17 protein-coding genes are annotated in these 16,881 nt (G+C 37.2%); 8 read left to right on the top strand and 9 right to left on the bottom strand.

The window, feature by feature from the left end; all coding sequences use genetic code 11:
• Nucleotides 1–201 precede the first annotated feature (201 nt).
• The 6 genes from DF281_RS07485 to DF281_RS07460 all read right to left on the bottom strand — a co-directional run bounded on the left by DF281_RS07485 (nucleotide 202) and on the right by DF281_RS07460 (nucleotide 4,055).
• Entirely contained in the window at nucleotides 202–534 is a 333-nt protein-coding gene (locus tag DF281_RS07485; RefSeq protein WP_109349638.1) for a helix-turn-helix domain-containing protein, read from the bottom strand.
• Nucleotides 535–558: 24 nt separating this feature from the next.
• Nucleotides 559–1,197 carry a response regulator transcription factor gene (locus DF281_RS07480; RefSeq protein ID WP_109349637.1) on the bottom strand — a complete coding sequence of 213 codons (639 nt, stop codon included), beginning with the start codon at nucleotides 1,195–1,197 and terminating at the stop codon, nucleotides 559–561.
• Nucleotides 1,175–2,227, bottom strand: a complete 1,053-nt coding sequence (locus tag DF281_RS07475; protein ID WP_109349636.1) for a sensor histidine kinase — start codon at nucleotides 2,225–2,227, stop codon at nucleotides 1,175–1,177. Before DF281_RS07475 ends, DF281_RS07480 begins: the two co-directional genes overlap by 23 nt.
• Nucleotides 2,224–2,919: a cell wall-active antibiotics response protein LiaF gene (liaF, locus tag DF281_RS07470; RefSeq protein ID WP_109349635.1), complete on the bottom strand. Its 696-nt coding sequence runs from the start codon at nucleotides 2,917–2,919 to the stop codon at nucleotides 2,224–2,226. Before liaF ends, DF281_RS07475 begins: the two co-directional genes overlap by 4 nt.
• Nucleotides 2,920–3,048: 129 nt before the next feature.
• A complete protein-coding gene (locus DF281_RS07465; RefSeq protein ID WP_109349634.1) occupies nucleotides 3,049–3,681 on the bottom strand; it encodes a PspA/IM30 family protein in 633 nt (210 codons plus the stop codon).
• Nucleotides 3,682–3,704: 23 nt separating this feature from the next.
• Nucleotides 3,705–4,055: a lmo0954 family membrane protein gene (locus DF281_RS07460; protein ID WP_109349633.1), complete on the bottom strand. Its 351-nt coding sequence runs from the start codon at nucleotides 4,053–4,055 to the stop codon at nucleotides 3,705–3,707.
• 178 nt (nucleotides 4,056–4,233) lie between these two features.
• Between DF281_RS07460 and DF281_RS07455 the strand changes: the two genes are divergently transcribed.
• Both DF281_RS07455 and DF281_RS07450 read left to right on the top strand, forming a co-directional pair.
• Nucleotides 4,234–5,307 (top strand): metallophosphoesterase, encoded by a 1,074-nt coding sequence (locus DF281_RS07455; protein ID WP_240605527.1) that lies wholly within the window; start codon nucleotides 4,234–4,236, stop codon nucleotides 5,305–5,307.
• Nucleotides 5,308–5,384: 77 nt separating this feature from the next.
• Nucleotides 5,385–6,206 (top strand): undecaprenyl-diphosphate phosphatase, encoded by an 822-nt coding sequence (locus DF281_RS07450; protein WP_240605526.1) that lies wholly within the window; start codon nucleotides 5,385–5,387, stop codon nucleotides 6,204–6,206.
• A gap of 47 nt (nucleotides 6,207–6,253) precedes the next feature.
• Here DF281_RS07450 and DF281_RS14730 read toward each other — a convergent pair whose 3' ends face one another.
• Nucleotides 6,254–6,421 carry a hypothetical protein gene (locus DF281_RS14730; RefSeq protein ID WP_166636101.1) on the bottom strand — a complete coding sequence of 56 codons (168 nt, stop codon included), beginning with the start codon at nucleotides 6,419–6,421 and terminating at the stop codon, nucleotides 6,254–6,256.
• 979 nt (nucleotides 6,422–7,400) lie between these two features.
• On the opposite strand from DF281_RS14730, the gene DF281_RS07445 reads away from it, so the two are divergent.
• The 5 genes from DF281_RS07445 to DF281_RS07425 all read left to right on the top strand — a co-directional run bounded on the left by DF281_RS07445 (nucleotide 7,401) and on the right by DF281_RS07425 (nucleotide 13,312).
• Nucleotides 7,401–9,629, top strand: coding sequence for a ribonucleoside-diphosphate reductase subunit alpha (locus DF281_RS07445; RefSeq protein WP_109349631.1), 2,229 nt, complete (start codon nucleotides 7,401–7,403; stop codon nucleotides 9,627–9,629).
• Nucleotides 9,630–9,651: 22 nt separating this feature from the next.
• The gene (locus tag DF281_RS07440) at nucleotides 9,652–10,692 is read left to right on the top strand and encodes a ribonucleotide-diphosphate reductase subunit beta (protein ID WP_109349630.1); all 1,041 of its coding nucleotides are present in this window, start codon (nucleotides 9,652–9,654) and stop codon (nucleotides 10,690–10,692) included.
• A 59-nt stretch (nucleotides 10,693–10,751) separates the two neighbouring features.
• Entirely contained in the window at nucleotides 10,752–11,678 is a 927-nt protein-coding gene (locus DF281_RS07435) for a hypothetical protein (protein WP_109349629.1), read from the top strand.
• A 215-nt stretch (nucleotides 11,679–11,893) separates the two neighbouring features.
• Nucleotides 11,894–12,856 (top strand): 2-hydroxyacid dehydrogenase, encoded by a 963-nt coding sequence (locus DF281_RS07430; protein WP_109349628.1) that lies wholly within the window; start codon nucleotides 11,894–11,896, stop codon nucleotides 12,854–12,856.
• A 12-nt stretch (nucleotides 12,857–12,868) separates the two neighbouring features.
• Nucleotides 12,869–13,312 carry a hypothetical protein gene (locus DF281_RS07425; protein WP_109349627.1) on the top strand — a complete coding sequence of 148 codons (444 nt, stop codon included), beginning with the start codon at nucleotides 12,869–12,871 and terminating at the stop codon, nucleotides 13,310–13,312.
• A gap of 95 nt (nucleotides 13,313–13,407) precedes the next feature.
• Here the strand turns inward: DF281_RS07425 and DF281_RS07420 are convergent, their stop codons facing one another.
• Nucleotides 13,408–14,373 (bottom strand): hypothetical protein, encoded by a 966-nt coding sequence (locus DF281_RS07420; protein ID WP_109349626.1) that lies wholly within the window; start codon nucleotides 14,371–14,373, stop codon nucleotides 13,408–13,410.
• A gap of 54 nt (nucleotides 14,374–14,427) precedes the next feature.
• Entirely contained in the window at nucleotides 14,428–15,213 is a 786-nt protein-coding gene (locus tag DF281_RS07415) for a TIGR00266 family protein (protein WP_109349625.1), read from the bottom strand.
• Between the two features lie 183 nt (nucleotides 15,214–15,396).
• On the opposite strand from DF281_RS07415, the gene DF281_RS07410 reads away from it, so the two are divergent.
• Complete coding sequence (locus tag DF281_RS07410; protein ID WP_109349624.1) at nucleotides 15,397–16,875, top strand: aldehyde dehydrogenase family protein; 1,479 nt, start codon at nucleotides 15,397–15,399, stop codon at nucleotides 16,873–16,875.
• The last annotated feature ends 6 nt before the right edge of the window (nucleotides 16,876–16,881 follow it).

Below are 16,881 nucleotides of genomic sequence, written 5' to 3'. Positions count from 1 at the left end.
ATTCTGAATTTGTAGGCTTTCAATTGTTCCATAAGGTTTACCTCTTTTTTAAGATGATTTCTTGATTTTATTATACCTTATTTTAACTAAAAAAGAAACATATGTTCTTATCTAAGCTAAAAGAAAATGGCGATAAGACCTTTATATCAGTTTTCGAGTTACCAACGGTAACCCTCAAACTGAACGGTATTCATCCCCCACTTATAGAAGATGGGGGAATTCTACCGAACAGATATTAAATTGGTTAAAATGATTCCACACTATTCGTGCATGAGAAGGGCGATTAATCGTAATCGCACGTTGGAATGCGATGCGCAATTCGCTTAAAAATTGTTCTTCTTGAGAAGTGACGAGAAGGTGGGAATTAATATTCAACCTTTTCAAAATCGCTTCTCGAATATGTTCTCTTGGCACAATATGACCTTTTTCAATTTTACTTAAATAGGAGGTGGAACAGATCCCTTTTGCGAGGGTTTGTTGTGTCATGTTTTGTGAGACACGTTCTATTCGTATAATCTGGCTGTAGTTTAACATAGGACACCTCTTCTGATGATCGTATTATTGTTTTGGGACTAAATCATGTGAGAAAGCATAAACGACGGCTTGTGTACGGTCTTGAACTTCAAGCTTAGATAGGATATTACTAACATGTGTTTTCACCGTTTTTAAGGCGATAAATAATTGGTCGGCGATATCTTGATTGGTCATTCCTTTTGCCATTAGCATGAATACTTCATGTTCGCGCTCCGTTAAATCTTCATGCAAAGGTTTGTCGTAACCTGTGCGCATTCGCTGCATCATTTTATTTGTTACTTCAGGTTCTAAAACAGGTGTACCAGCGAAAGTTTTACGAATGGCTTCTGCAATTTGCTTCGCATTCGTTGTCTTTAGTAAATAACTAATCGCACCCGCTTCTAATGCAGGATACACTTTATCATCTTCTAAAAAGCTCGTAACAATCATAATTTTCGCTTCTGGCCATTGCTTTATAATTTCAGCAGTTGCTTCTGCACCGGTCATTACAGGCATCACCATGTCCATTAAGATGATGTCTGGACGATATTCGAGTGCTTTATCAACGGCAATCGCGCCATTTTCAGCTTCAGCTACAACTTCCATATCGGGCTGTGCTTGTAAATAAGCAGATACCCCGATTCGAACCATTTCATGATCATCAACTAGTAGTATGCGAATCATTCTTTGTTTCCTCCTGTTCTACAGGGATTTGTACTTCTATAATTGTGCCTTGATCTGGAATCGACACAACTTTACATGTGCCACCGATTTCAATCGCACGTTCTTCTACATTTCGCAGACCATATGAGCCGGCGTGTGAGTCATCTTTTATTGAAAAACCAACACCGTTATCTTGTACTCTAAAAATGACGATTCCATTTCTCTCTACTAATAAAAGTTGTACTTCAGTCGCTTTTGAATGGCGCAGAGTGTTCGACAACGTCTCCTGTGCGATTCGGAATACATGATCTTCCGCCCCTTTTGGTAGCGTGACTTCCTCTAATCTCTCTTGAATATTGAAATACACTTTTTGACGAAGCTCATCCAATAAATCTTGAAGCCCTTGAGCAAGAGTTTTATTTTTCAACGCAATCGGACGTAAATGCAATAGTAATGCACGCATTTCTAATTGTGCCTGCTGAACAATTTTCTCTGTTTGCGCGAGTTGTTTCGCATTTGCTTCGGGTAAGTTCTCACCGATTGTCTCATTTGTAGCTGACAATAGCATGGAAGCGGCAAAAAGTTGTTGTGACACGGAATCATGTAATTCTCGAGCAAGGCGTTGACGTTCAAGTACGAGACGTTCCTGCACAGCTTTCTCTTGTACATTCGCCTTATCATTCGTCATCCGTTGTAAACTTTTTTTCTGCGTTTGTACAAGTTCATCAATTGAAATTAATGCTTTACGATTTCTTTTAGATAAACCACGCATTTTTTTCTTCGACAATTCACCATGTGTGATTAAGTCGAGTTGTTTGGCGATTTGGGATTCTTTTTTCTTCGTGATGGAATTCGACCATATAGCGATCAAAAATGCTAATGTGATAAATCCGATGACAATCCAAGCGCCAATCGGCAGGTCTGAATAGAAAAATTCATACAAGGTCGCCCATTTTTGCTCATCTTGATCCCAGAGCATATAAAAAATCCCTGCTGTAATACCGAGCATGAGAATCGAAAGTGTCAATGTACGTAGGAAGATTTTCGTCATTTTCGAATCACCTCCAAATTTCCGAATAAAGAAGAAACGCTAATGATTAGCTCTTGTGTAGGTGCAGCATCGGTGTAACCATCACGTATTGATAACCCTTCATTCCAAAGTCGCGGGTGATCTTGATTAATAATTTTTGCTTCGCCTGCGATTGTATTGTAATGAATACGTACAGGGATTTCATATGGAATATAAATCGTAGTTTTACCGAAACCTTGTCGAACAGAGATGAAAGAAGTGCCTTTCGGTAAAATCGTTTCCGTTGTATCAATGACTAACTCCCCGACAAAACTTTGAAGATGAATGTCTTTCCACGCGTACGATTCACCGACGTGATCTTCAAATTGGAAAAGTTGATTTTTATTTTTGACGATATTTTCGGAATCTGTATTTTTTGTAGTGTTTAAAGAAATTTGAATCGGGTCACCTTTGCGAATCCGCCATAGGATATAGACGAGTGTGACAACGAGTAAAAGTCTTAAACTCCACATTGAAAAGAGGGCTATTAAGACAGAAATTACGCCAAACCAAAACAGAACTTTTCTACGACGCTTGAACGCGAAATAGATGGCTAATATTCCGATTACCGCAAAAATGGATACGCCATTTCCGAATAATAGACCTTCAGCGACGATGCAAAGAACGACAAGTAAAAGTAATGTTGTAAACGAATTTGTCGAAATATTTTTCATTCGAATCCCTCCTTTAAAGTAAATGACCGAAAAGGGCTGTTCTAAAAGCTTACTAGCTCCAGAACAGCACCAATCTTATCTATCTATTGTACAATAAATTTTATTTTTCAACGTCATGAAACGAAAGATTTAGAAATTGTTTTTTTCTTTTTCTAAAGTAGCAAGGCGTTGTTCCATAGATGTCACTTCATGCTCTTTTTCAATTTTTGAACCAAGGCGATTAATATAATCTTCCATCGATTCGAATGTATCAAGACGCTCGTTTTGTTTACCATTACTTTCAGGATCTAAAATACGATCCATTTGTGTATGAGCGCGTACTACATTTTCTTTACCCATTAGTTGCAGTTGGCGAACTTTCATATCTTTGATTTTATGCTTCATTTCTTCATATTTACGTTCTAAACCGAATAATTCATTCGTCACTTGATCGATGCTATTTTGTAGAGTAGTCATGCGAGTTGCATAAGCATTTTTCTCTTCAGTAGCGAAGTCGATTAAATCTTGTTCAGCACTTGCTTCCGCTAAGTCAACCTGTGCTTGGCGTTTGTTGAACATTTCATTTGCTTGTTCATACTCTTTTTCAAGTTTTTGCTTCAATTGACCTTGACGTTCTAAATATTTGCCTGTATCTTCTGTTTGTTTTTCAGCTTCACGAATGTATTGATTAAGCATCGAAATTGGATTTTTCTCCTCTTTTTTGTCGAAGAAATGATTCAAATCTGCCTCAATTGTATATTTTAGTCTTTGTAGTAAACCCATTGTTACTACCTCCTCAGTTCATATTATTTTTGTAAGTCATTCCATTGATTTTCGAAATTTGTGAAAGGATCGTTTGATTTTGAAGAAGTGAATACTTTTGCATCTTTATGATCCCATTTTTTATAAATCCAGTAGCCACCAGCTAAAGCAACTAAAGCGACTAGACCTGGGATATTCGAAATTGTTGAAACAACTGCAAAGATTCCGATGATCACCCAAACTACTTTCAAAAATGTTGATTCTGTTTTTGTGTAGAAGTGGATACTCGCAAAAACGATTGCTGCTGAGATCGCTAAACCGAATAACGGTCCAACTAGTGATAAAGCGGTAATACCTGCGACGATTGCTAAAAGTGTTAATAATACTTTTCTCATGTGGAAAAGCTCCTTTCGTTATTTGGTATATTCATCATATAAAATATTCAGAAGAACGATAACGGTCGGAAAGTGGAATTTCAACTAGGTCTACAGGCGGAGGTTGTCTAAGCCTTCGATGTTTATTGATTTTCAAGAGCATAATAAATATGGCAAAATGGGGTGGAGGAGTGATAATTTGAAGAAATTAAGCTTATTTATTTTGGTGTTTCTACTATATAATGGCGTTGTTTTGTACTTAGGTTGGAACGTCTATGAATTTTTAAGAATAGATGCAGTTGAAGTCTTTTCAATTTTATGGCTGATTTGGGCGTATAGTTTATTGATCGGTATGATTTCGAGAAAATTATCCGTCTTCCAAGTGGCTGGGTACTATTGGTTTGCTTTTGTACAATATGGATTAATGTTATTTCCGATTGCCAACTTACTCATTTGGATCACGCCAGCTAATTTTGAAAGAGCGATTGAATGGATCATTTTCGCATTGATGATTATCATTTTTGCGATTGGTATATATCGTGCGTATTCACCTGTCACACGTAAGCTAACGGTAGAAGTGAAAAATGACTTGAAAGCGGGCGAGGAATTAAAAGTTGTCATCGGTAGTGATTTTCACTTCGGACCTGTTATGGGGAAAGGCCAGCTTGAGAAATTCGTTCGAAAATCGAATGCAGAAAATGCGGATTTAGTATTTTTAGCAGGGGATTTAGTAGATGATATTCCGTATTGGTATATGAAACATCAATTGAAAGATACGATGCGTGAACTGAAATCAACATATGGTGTATATGGCATTCTTGGAAATCATGAATATTATGGTAAACAAATTCCTGAAACCGTTTATCAAATGGAACAATCGAATATTAAAATGTTATTAGATGAGACGATCGAAATTCCGGGCGTATGTATGATTACAGGTCGTGAGGATATTACGAATAAATCGCGTAAGAAATTAGAAGAATTGAAAGTGGATAACGGTTTACCATGGTTGATTATGGATCACACGCCTACTGATATCGATACACCTGCACAGTTAGCAGCGGATCTTCAAGTGTCGGGACATACACATCGCGGGCAAATGTGGCCGAATCAATTGATTACGAAGCGAACATTCCCACTTGATTATGGCTATGTTCAAAAAGGAAGCCTTCACGCGATCACGACTTCGGGCTTTGGTTTCTGGGGGCCACCACTTAGAACGAATAGTCGTGCAGAACTTTGGGCAGTTACGATAAAATTTACAAAAGCGTAAACAACAGATAGCGTGTGTCTATGCTATTATTTGGGTATTGTAGAATATTATATCTGTCTAAAGAGGAGAATGCTTTCGTGTTTGAAATCGTAAAAGCGATTATTTTAGGAATCGTAGAAGGTTTAACAGAGTTTGCGCCCGTATCATCAACCGGTCATATGATTATCGTGGATGATATGTGGTTGAAGACACAGGACTTTCTCGGCAGTTCATCTGCCAATACGTTTAAAATCGTCATTCAGCTAGGTTCGATTTTAGCGGTAGTTGTGGTCATGTGGAAAAGATTGCTGAGTATCGTTGGGCTTTACCATATCGAAGGCCAGACGAAAAATCACCGTTTCAACTTACTACATGTTTTAATCGGGATAATCCCAGCCGGTGTTTTAGGGTTACTTTTAGAAAACTATATTGATGAACATTTATTTAGTATAGAAACGGTAATTGTCGGTCTATTTATCGGAGCAATCTTCATGATTATTGCAGATAAATTTGCATGGAAGAAACCGCGCGTCACGTCATTAGATGATTTAACATACTTACAAGCACTACAAGTTGGTGCGATTCAATGTCTATCATTGTGGCCAGGGTTTTCACGCTCAGGTTCCACAATCTCTGGAGGGGTGCTTCTAGGATTGGATCACAGAACTGCTGCCGACTTTACATTTATTATGGCAGTACCGATCATGGCAGGTGCAAGCGGCTTATCATTATTAAAACACTATAAAGAAATCAATCCAGATGACATGATGTTTTACATCGCAGGTTTCGTCAGCGCATTCATCTTCGCATTGCTATCAATCAAGTTCTTCTTGAAATTAATCTCAAGAATCAAACTTGTACCATTTGCGATTTATCGAATTGTGTTAGCGATTGTTTTAGCAATCATCGTATTTGGATAAAAAAAAGAGCGGTTGAGGAGTAATAAATACTCTTCACCGCTCATTTATTATTTATCGAGTGCTTTTTTACGTTGTACAAACGACCAAATGACGATGGCGATTGCCAATAATGAACCAAGAATGATGACGTATAATTTTCCAACGATTAATGCAGTTACGAAAGTCATTAAGAAAATTAGTAACGCAACAATATGCATTCCATAAAACATAGGCATTGATTTCACCTCATTTAATTAGATAACTAAATCTAATAATATTACAGCTTTCAAAAAGTGGCAATATAATGAGGACGTTTCTCATAAAAAGTTCATTTGTTTTCCAAATTTTATCCAATTGAAAAATAGGCGATATAGTAAAGATATGATTCATTGTCGTATGAAATGTCGAAAGGACTTAAATTGGGATTTTGCGAGGTTTTTTCAATAAAATGAAGCGATTTACATAGTTTTGAAAGTGTTGAGGAATAAAATGGATTCAATATGACTGAAAAAAGACAAGTAAGCGATTTAATTTAAGAATATATAAATTAAATGTTCGAAATAAATTCTTTTAGTTAAAAAACGTGTATAATTAGAAAATGTCGTTTGAAGAACCTAGCAGTACTTAACAACCTAGCACCTTTACAAAAAAAGGTATATCAACATTTTATTAAAACTCCGATATCAATCATTTCTTACCACAAAATTCAAGTATATTTGTAACAGAAATTTCGACATATCAAAAAATCAGTAAGCATTTTTACTTTTATATAACTAAAGAATATTTATGCTACAAGACAATGATTTTTTATAGGCCTTTTGCTATGATTTTCTTCTATTCTGAGTTTAATCTTGAATCAACCAATTCGATTGTGTTAGATTTAATAAAGACAAAAACACAATATATTTGTACGGACAACTTCAAAAACACAATATATAGTATTGACTTACAAAATAGCACAATTATAGGGAAACGAGTGTTCGTGGGAATTTAATTACTTTCTAAATAGCTAAATTAACCCATTCGAATAATTTTTACCCATTTTACACAGTACGTTTTATTTCGAAAATTGAGGAATGGACGTAAATGAAGATCGACAGTGAAGCGTATCGCGAGGTATGGAGTTTACTGTTATTTTATTTGCACCTGTTTTTGAATTTCATCGAGAAATCACATAGATAGCAATAATAATTTTTATTAAGGAGACGTGATCACATGGTACAAATGATGACACAAGGAAGAGAAGCACTATTAAAAAAGCTAGAGGAACAGTATGGACAAGAAGAGATTAGCCCTCTTATGCGTAAACACGAAAGATTCGTGTCAAAACATCCAGATGCTGATGATTCTGAGTGGACTAAAGCTTTAAGTTTAGATGCTCTTGGTATGCTAGATGAAGATGAGTCATTTTGGACATTTGTAGCAGCGCGCCTTCTTATTGTTGAAACTTACAAAGAAGCGGCTGACAAACGTAATGTTGCTCAAATTGAGGATGTATATAAAGCATTCCCTCAACAAATTGAAAAATTAGTAGAACGTGGCCTTTACAGCGAGTTCTTATTAACAAAATACACTGCTGAAGAGCGCCAACAAATTTCAGATTTAATCGATCCGACGAAAGATGAATTATTCACTTATATCGGACTTAAAACTTTACTAGATCGTTATGTAGCACGTGATTTCGACAAAACACCTCTAGAGTTACCTCAAGAGCGTTGGTTAGTAATCGCAATGACATTAATGCAAGACGAAAAAGTAGACCGTCTGAAGAAAATTGAAGAAGCGTATTGGGCGATGAGTAGCCTATACATGACGACTGCAACACCAACATTATCAAATGCTGGTAAAACACATGGTCAATTATCTTCATGCTTCATCGACACTGTAGATGATTCATTACAAGGTATTTACGATTCAAATACAGATGTAGCGACACTTTCTAAATTTGGTGGCGGTATCGGTATTTACATGGGTAAAGTACGTAGCCGTGGATCATCAATCCGTGGATTCAAAGGTGCATCTTCTGGTGTAATTCCTTGGATCAAACAATTAAACAACACTGCTGTATCCGTTGACCAATTAGGACAACGCCAAGGTGCGATCGCAGTTTATCTAGATGTATGGCATAAAGATATCTTCCCATTCTTAGATTTAAAACTTAACAATGGTGATGAGCGTATGCGTGCGCATGATATTTTCACAGGCGTAAGCTTACCGGATATTTTCATGGAAGCTGTGGAAGCTCGTGAAGAATGGCATTTATTCGATCCACATGAAGTTCGTACTGTAATGGGCTTTGATTTAGAAGATTCTTACGACGAAAAACGTGGCGAAGGTTCATTCCGTACGAAATATTTACAATGTGTGAATAATCCTGAATTATCTCGTGACACTGTAAATGCAATCGACATTATGAAACGTATTATGCGTTCACAATTAGAGACTGGTGTACCATTCATGTTCTACCGTGATGAAGTAAACCGTCAAAATGCAAACAATCACCAAGGTATGATTTATTCTTCAAACCTTTGTACTGAAATTATGCAAAATATGAGTGCGACAACATTTGAATCAATTACACTTGAAGATGATGTCATCGTGACGCGTCGTAAACCTGGAGATTTCGTAGTATGTAACTTATCTTCAATCAACTTAGGTCGCGCAGTTCCTGAAGATGTTCTTGAACGCTTAATTCCAATCCAAGTTCGTATGCTTGATAACGTAATCGAGCTAAATACAATTCCGGTTGCACAAGCAGAGCGCACAAACTCTCGCTACCGCGGTATTGGTCTTGGAACTTTCGGTTGGCATCACCTTTTAGCGAAAAAAGGCATCACTTGGGAATCGGATGAAGCAGTGGAATACGCTGATTCACTTTACGAAAAAATCGCATTCCTAACAATCCAAGCTTCACATGAACTTTCAAAAGAAAAAGGAGCATATCCTTTATTCGAAGGTTCAGATTGGGAAACTGGTGCTTACTTCGACAAGCATGGTTATGATAGCGCTGAGTGGAACGAATTACGTGCAAACATCGGTAAATTCGGTATGCGTAACGGTTATGTAATGGCTGTTGCTCCAAACTCATCAACTTCAATCATCGCTGGTTCGACTGCAAGTATCGACCCGATTTTCCAAAAATCATATTCAGAAGAGAAAAAGGATTATAAAATTCCTGTAACTGTTCCTGAACTTGATGAAAAAACAACTTGGTACTACAAGTCTGCATACTTCATTGACCAAAACTGGACAATCAAGCAAAATGCTGCACGTGCTCGTCACATTGACCAAGGTATTTCACTAAACTTATATGTTCAAAATACAGTAAAAGCAAAAGATTTATTAGAACTTCACATGCATGCTTGGAGCAGCGGTATTAAGACAACTTATTACGTGCGATCAACTTCTGTAGAGTTACTTGAATGTGAATCTTGCGCGAGCTAATTGTTAAGAAAGGAAGATTTTAATGACTGAGATCAAACGTAGAGTATTAATGGACAAGGATGCACCGAACCGTTCAACAGCAATCGTGAACGGTCAGTCTTCCAACGTTCTTAACTGGGATGATGTTCGCTTTAGTTGGGCATACCCAAAATATAAAAAAATGTTAGGTAACTTCTGGACACCATTTGAAATTAATATGGGAACAGATGTGAAGCAATTCAACAACTTAACGGATGAAGAGAAGAAAACTTTCAAAAAAGTTATTGGTTTACTTGCGTTACTTGATAGTGTTCAAACGGACTATGCTGGTAAAGTAGCAGATTATTTAACTGACTCAAGTTTGAATGCATTGATGATTATTCTTGCGCAACAAGAAGTAATCCACAATCACTCGTACTCATACATTCTTTCAAGTTTAGTTTCAAAAGATGAGCAAGATCGTATTTTCGACTTCTGGCGTACAGAGCCTGTTCTTGAAAAACGTAATGAATTCGTCTTAAAAGGGTATGAGCAATTTGCTGAAAACCCAACAATCGAAAATATGTTAGATTCAATCGTTTATGATGTTATTTTAGAAGGATTATTCTTCTATTCTGGCTTCAGCTTCTTCTACCACTTAGCGCGCGAGCAAAAAATGGTAGCAACAAGCACGATGATTAACTATATTAACCGTGATGAGCAGCTTCACGTAGATTTATTCGTAAAAATCTACAAAGAATTGCTTGAAGAATACCCAGAATACGATACGCCAGAACGTGCTACGAAAGTAGAAGGTATCTTCCGCGAAGCAGCAGCTCTAGAAATCGAATGGGCAAATGACGTAATCGGTAATAAAATCGATGGTCTTGATGTAGAAGATGTAGAAGATTATATTTACTTCTACGCAAATGTTCGTTGTAATCAATTAGGTTATGAGCGTCCATTTGAAGGCTACCGTAAAAATCCATTAAAATGGATCAAAGCTTACGAAGATGTAGATCTTGGTAAAACAGACTTCTTCGAACAAAAATCACGCCAATACGTGAAAGTAAACGTTCAAGATAACGGTTTCGACGATTTATAAAAATAGTAAAAGAGGGATTACATTCGTAATCTCTCTTTTTTTTGAAAAGGAAATGGGAAATGTTTTCAGAAAAGGATTATCTTCATAATTACGAAAAAGTATTAAATATGCATACAGCTGATTTACAAAAGATTAGTGAAAAATGGACAAATAAAAAATATGCGAAAAAAGCAAAATTACTAATGTTTGATTTAATGCTGCATAATGAAAAAATTTCATTGAGCATTGAAACAATGAAAGACTTATACCGACCAGCTTTTGATAGTAAAAAAGGATTCACTGGCAATCAATCAATTATTAGTCGCGCAAGAATTTACAAAACACCAAGCAATGAAAATGATTTTTTTCAATTTTACATAGAGTCGAAACTTGAAAAGAAATTTGTCGATTTGACATTAAAATGGCTTGAGGAAAATTTGCCAGAACAATTTCCGCTCCCTCATTACTTCCAACTGTCATTAGAAAATAAGTATTATTCTTTTAATCTCGGAAAATGGCAAACAGCAAAAGAAATAATGGGCAAACGGAAAAAAGAATTTTCAGTTAAAAAATTTACAAATAAATTAACGAAGGTTTTAGAAAAACAAAGCAAAAAAGTAGTGAAGGAATTAAAACTGTTAAATCAAGTAAAGTTATCCACAGAATCTAAATTATTATTTATGGAATTACATTTTGACGGTGAGAGAATCTCGGTTAATATGCGTGCAATGGAAGATTTAGCAAATGAGAGTGGTGAATATTTCGAAACGATTTTAGAAGATGTGAAGCTTTACAAAGATACACAAGACTTCTATGAATTTTACGAAGAACATGATTTAGAGAGTCATATTATCAGCTATGTTGCGGGTTATATGACACACTATGTGAAGCAAGCGGGTGTAGATGTCGCAATTCCAATGTATTTTGGCGTCCATGATGACTATGATTATTGGCTTGATCTAAAGTCGGGTAGTTGGGTAGATTATGATACATTGGAAGATGAATAAAAATACATCCAATTAGATTATTTCCCAAATAAATTAAAAATTACGAAACTTATTCACTTGTGGATAAGTTTTTTCTTTAATTTTAAACGTTGATACAACGCGATTTTGAGTGAAATTGTCTGAATTTGCTAATTATCCACAATGGTATAAATTTTGGGAATCGATTCCTCCTGTGATACAATTTAAAAAAAGAAAGAATAAAAGGGGTTATGAGATTGAAACCAGTTCTGTGGATTACTTGTAAGTTGCCGGATGAGGTAGTAGAACCATTAAAAGCTTGGGCAGATGTCCGACAATGGCCTACGGTAGAAGTAAATATGCCTCACGACAAGTTAGTTGAGATTATTAAAGAGGCGGAAATTCTGTGGACAATTATGGATAATCAAGTGTCTAGAGAGTTGATCGAATCTGCGCCAAATTTAAAACTCATCTGTAATTTAGCGGTTGGCTACAACAATATTGATGTAGCTGCTGCGAAGGAATTTGGTGTTGCTGTGACGAATACACCAGGTGTTCTAACGGATACAACAGCAGACTTAGCATTCACCTTAATGTTAACGACTGCGAGAAGAATAGTAGAAGCATCAGATGAATTGAGAAATGGCGATTGGACTTATTGGGGAGTAAATCAATTAGCAGGTGTAGATATTTTCGGTGCGAAGCTTGGCATCATCGGTATGGGAAGAATTGGTGAAGCGGTAGCGCATCGAGCGAAAGGGTTCAATATGGATGTCATTTACCATAATCGAAGCCGCAAAGTCGAGGCCGAGGAACAATTCGGATTCGAATATCGAGCTCTTGATGATTTACTAAGTGAATCTGATTTCATTGTCGTTCTCACACCACTCACACCCGAAACAAAAGGGTTAATCGGTGAACGAGAATTGGCATTGATGAAGAATTCAGCGGTATTGATTAATGTTGCGAGAGGTGGAATTGTACAAGAGGACGCTCTTTACAATGCACTTAAGAATAATGTTATATGGGCAGCTGGTTCAGATGTATTTGAAAAAGAACCGATTGATCTAAATCATCCGCTACTAACGCTTAAAAACTTCGTTGCACTCCCGCATATTGGTAGCGCAACTTTACGCACCCGTAAGAACATGATGGAAATGAATATTCAATCAATGATTAGCTATTCGAAAGGGAATCCGATTGATCACCGAGTAATTTAGGGGGTTCTAATTATGAAGCTACCACCAGGCATCACAGGCTTTTTTGATGATCATGCAGCATTTCAACCAATGGATTTAAAGAAATTTCGCACTATTTGCTATGACGTGTCATTTCAAAAAGGCGTAACTTTATTAGCGATTGTGGAAGCAAGTTATCCAACTAATTATCTTTGTGCGAAGTTCTCAATCAATGATCAACCTTTTCAAATTGTAATGAATGCTTATTATCCACTATTCGCAACCACCGTTATAGCGGAAGAGGGGCATTTAACTTTTTGTGAGCTGCCTCAACAATTAAAAACATTTGAAGAGCATTATCAACTTCTGTCAACCGAAGAACTAACGAAACATCTGACAGATCAAGACATCGAAAATTTAACAGATGTCGAAAAATATCAGATTCAACTTTGGTCACCAAGTAATATTGGGGAAGCAATCTTTAATACATGGGACTAAAGATCATAATATGAAATGGTGCGTCTTGCGAAAACACAGACAAGAGCAACATCGACGAAAAAACTCTCTTACCTTGAACAAGTAAGAGAGTTTTTTTACTTATAATTTTTTAATAAATTCGTTAAAATCACATTTCGTAATTGTACGAGTTCAGGATACTTGTAGAAGAATAATATTTTATCATCCGCAACATTGTATCGCACAGGTTTTTCAGAAAGGATGAAGTACATCCAAGCTTCCGCAAAATCTTCTGTTGGATGACTTGTTGAGTATTCTGTGAGGAACTCGTCTGAATGCTCCAAGAAAAACGCAGATTGAGCATCCTGGTCGGTTTCGATGTCATCGACAGATTTCCATTCATTATATAGACTAGTCTTCCAAAAACGGTCGTAAAACTCGTTTAAATAGGCATCCTTTTTCAAACAAGGTTGGCCCGGGTTGTAATTCGAACATTTAGCGTTTTCGTCAAACTCATAGGCATTGAGAGAAAAGAGATGACCGTACTCATGAACGATCGTAGCGTATAGTCCATTCAAGTTGGATGCATCTTTAAAATCTAAAGCTAAAGTCCAATCGGATAAGTCGCCCTTTTGTTGTACATAGCCAAGTGTGCCATCTTTCCCATCAGTCATAATTTTGAATTCGGAAATCATTTTACGGTTTTCCAAAGGGATGATTGATGAAAAGCGATGCCAAAGTTGTTTATGAAATTGTGGATCATCGACAATCTCTTGGAATGCGGCGCGTTTAGAAGTTTTTAACTTTTTCAGAACATCATTTGTAACGCCGAACGATACCACTTCTGAAACACGGTCAGAGTCACTATTCAATGTACTATCGAAATCATCTGTACTTTCATAGAGCAAATCACCGTATTTTTTTTCTAATTTTTGAATAGCACGATCACCAACACCTGAATCAATCGGGTTATTTGAAGCGATTTTCTTAATTGGTGGATTCACTGCAATTGGCATTGCTGAATTTGATTGGCTAAACCACTTATATGAATAAACGCCAGCGATTGCTGACAAAATAATAAAAATGACTAGAAATTTTTTCAAATTGCCACCTCCTACACAGAATATAGCAAATTGAATCGGACATTGCTAGTCGTATTAGCGATCAGAAAATAGGTTGAACAATCCGCCAATACCTTTTTCCTCACTTGAACCGCCTGAAACAGGTGCTGCAGAGAAGACGCGACTAGCTAATCGATTAAATGGCATTGATTGAATCCACACAGAGCCAGGACCTTCTAAAGTGGCGAAGAATAAACCTTCTCCTCCGAATAATGCCGTTTTAACGCCACGTACGCTTTCGATGTTATAGTCGATTGTTGAAGTCATCGCGACAAGACAACCAGTATCAATTTTCAAACGTTCTCCCGGTTGTAAATCTTTGCGGATCACAGTACCACCAGCGTGAATAAATGCCATGCCGTCACCTTCAAGTTTTTGCATGATGAATCCTTCACCACCGAAAAATCCAGTGCCAAGTTTACGTTGGAATTCTACGCCAATTTCAACGCCACGTGCTGCAGCAAGAAAAGCATCTTTTTGACAAATTAACTTCCCGTTAAACTCCGTTAAGTCCATTGGAATGATTTTACCTGGATATGGAGCGGCGAATGATACATGTCTTTTGCCATTTCCTTCATTTGTGAATGTCGTAATGAATAAACTTTCACCAGTGATTAGACGCTTACCAGCACCCATGATTTTATCCATGAAACCGCCACCTTGTGAAGATGAGCTACCGAAAACAGTTTCCATGCGAATACGATCATCCATCATCATCACTGCACCAGCTTCTGCAATGACCGTTTCTTGTGGATCAAGTTCTACTTCTACAAACTGCATATCGTCACCGTGAATTTTGTAATCAATTTCGTCGTTTCTCATTTTTCATTCCTCCATTTTGTTCTAGTACTAATAATACTGATTTTACCGATAAAAAGTTTCAATTAAATAGGAAGGGGAAAAATAAATAGTAGAAAATCTCATCTTAAAAGAGGATATTTATGTAATTTGTAGAAATTATAGTTAAGTGAATAATTGCTAATAATTCTACGAGGAGGGTTTTGTATGAAGCTTCAACATTTTTTGAATGGTAGGTTTGAACCGGGGGATGATTTAAATTATATTCCGGTCGTCAATCCTGCAAATGGAGAAGAAATTGCACAAGTTCCAATGGCATCAAAGAAATTGCTTGATGACGCAGTGCAATATGCAAAAGTAGCACAGAAGAAATGGGCATTAGTCCCAGCCCCAAAACGCGCAGATTATTTGTATGAAATCGGTTTAAAAATGAAAGAACGTAAGGAGCAGTTGGCACAAGTTTTGACGAAGGAAATGGGTAAGGTCATCGAGGAAGCTCGAGGTGAAGTACAGGAAGGAATTGATATGGCATTTTATATGGCGGGGGAAGGGCGTAGATTATTCGGTCAAACGGCACCTTCCGAACTTGCCAATAAATTTGCGATGAGTGTGCGTGCACCTATTGGCGTAGTTGGTTTGATTACACCGTGGAATTTCCCTGTGGCGATTGCGACATGGAAGTCATTCCCGGCAATTGTGGCGGGCAATACATTTATTTGGAAACCGTCAACAGACACGCCGATGATGGCTTACGAAATGGCAAAAATATTCGATGAAGTGGCATTACCAGCTGGCGTAGCAAATATCGTTTTCGGTTCTGGGAATGATGTAGGGACGACGATGATTGAGCATCCAGATGTGAAGGTGATCTCGTTTACAGGTTCCACTGATACTGGTAGAAAAGTTGCGGAATTAGGCGGAAAACATTTGAAGAAAGTATCGCTTGAAATGGGTGGCAAAAATGCGGTCATTGTCTTGGATGATGCGGATTTAGATTTAGCGGTGGAAGGTATTTTATGGAGTGCCTTTGGAACAGCTGGTCAGCGTTGTACAGCGTGTAGTCGTGTCATTGTACAAAGTAGTGTGAAGGAGCAATTAGAGAAGAAATTACTCGTTGCGATGGACGAATTAACGATTGGCGACGGTTTAGATGAGTCAGTGAAAATTGGACCGGTCATTCATCGTACAGCACTTCATAAAATTCATAGTTACACGCAAATTGGCCTTCAAGAAGGTGCGACATTGTTAAAAGGTGGTCATATTTTAGAAAATGCGCCATATGACAAAGGTTTCTATTATGAACCGACACTTTTCACAAATGTAAAAGCTCAATCGCAACTTGCACAGGAAGAAATTTTCGGCCCAGTCGTTTCATTAATTGAAGTGGAAGATTTAGCAGAGGCAATTGAAGTGAATAATAGCGTGAAATTTGGATTATCGAGTGCAATTTTCACGCAAGATATAAATAAGGCATTTCAAGCACAGCGCGATTTAGATACAGGGATTGTGTACGTTAATGCAGGTACAACGGGAGCGGAAATACACCTTCCATTTGGCGGCACGAAAGGAACAGGGAACGGACATAGGGATTCAGGCATTCAAGCACTAGATGTTTATACAGAGTGGAAAAGTATTTATGTAGATTACAGTGGACAGTTACAAAGAGCGCAAATTGATACTGACTAAATTCAC

The sequence above is a fragment of the Kurthia zopfii genome, assembly GCF_003143955.1.
Lineage (GTDB): Bacteria > Bacillota > Bacilli > Bacillales_A > Planococcaceae > Kurthia > Kurthia zopfii.
This window is presented reverse-complemented; position numbering and strand designations above follow the sequence as displayed.

Coding starts and splice junctions, on each gene's coding strand:
- DF281_RS07485 (WP_109349638.1), bottom strand. CDS start 534: ATGTTAAACTACAGCCAGATTATACGAATAGAACGTGTCTCACAAAAC.
- DF281_RS07480 (WP_109349637.1), bottom strand. CDS start 1,197: ATGATTCGCATACTACTAGTTGATGATCATGAAATGGTTCGAATCGGG.
- DF281_RS07475 (WP_109349636.1), bottom strand. CDS start 2,227: ATGACGAAAATCTTCCTACGTACATTGACACTTTCGATTCTCATGCTC.
- liaF (WP_109349635.1), bottom strand. CDS start 2,919: ATGAAAAATATTTCGACAAATTCGTTTACAACATTACTTTTACTTGTC.
- DF281_RS07465 (WP_109349634.1), bottom strand. CDS start 3,681: ATGGGTTTACTACAAAGACTAAAATATACAATTGAGGCAGATTTGAAT.
- DF281_RS07460 (WP_109349633.1), bottom strand. CDS start 4,055: ATGAGAAAAGTATTATTAACACTTTTAGCAATCGTCGCAGGTATTACC.
- DF281_RS14730 (WP_166636101.1), bottom strand. CDS start 6,421: ATGCCTATGTTTTATGGAATGCATATTGTTGCGTTACTAATTTTCTTA.
- DF281_RS07445 (WP_109349631.1), top strand. CDS start 7,401: ATGGTACAAATGATGACACAAGGAAGAGAAGCACTATTAAAAAAGCTA.
- DF281_RS07440 (WP_109349630.1), top strand. CDS start 9,652: ATGACTGAGATCAAACGTAGAGTATTAATGGACAAGGATGCACCGAAC.
- DF281_RS07435 (WP_109349629.1), top strand. CDS start 10,752: ATGTTTTCAGAAAAGGATTATCTTCATAATTACGAAAAAGTATTAAAT.
- DF281_RS07425 (WP_109349627.1), top strand. CDS start 12,869: ATGAAGCTACCACCAGGCATCACAGGCTTTTTTGATGATCATGCAGCA.
- DF281_RS07415 (WP_109349625.1), bottom strand. CDS start 15,213: ATGAGAAACGACGAAATTGATTACAAAATTCACGGTGACGATATGCAG.
- DF281_RS07410 (WP_109349624.1), top strand. CDS start 15,397: ATGAAGCTTCAACATTTTTTGAATGGTAGGTTTGAACCGGGGGATGAT.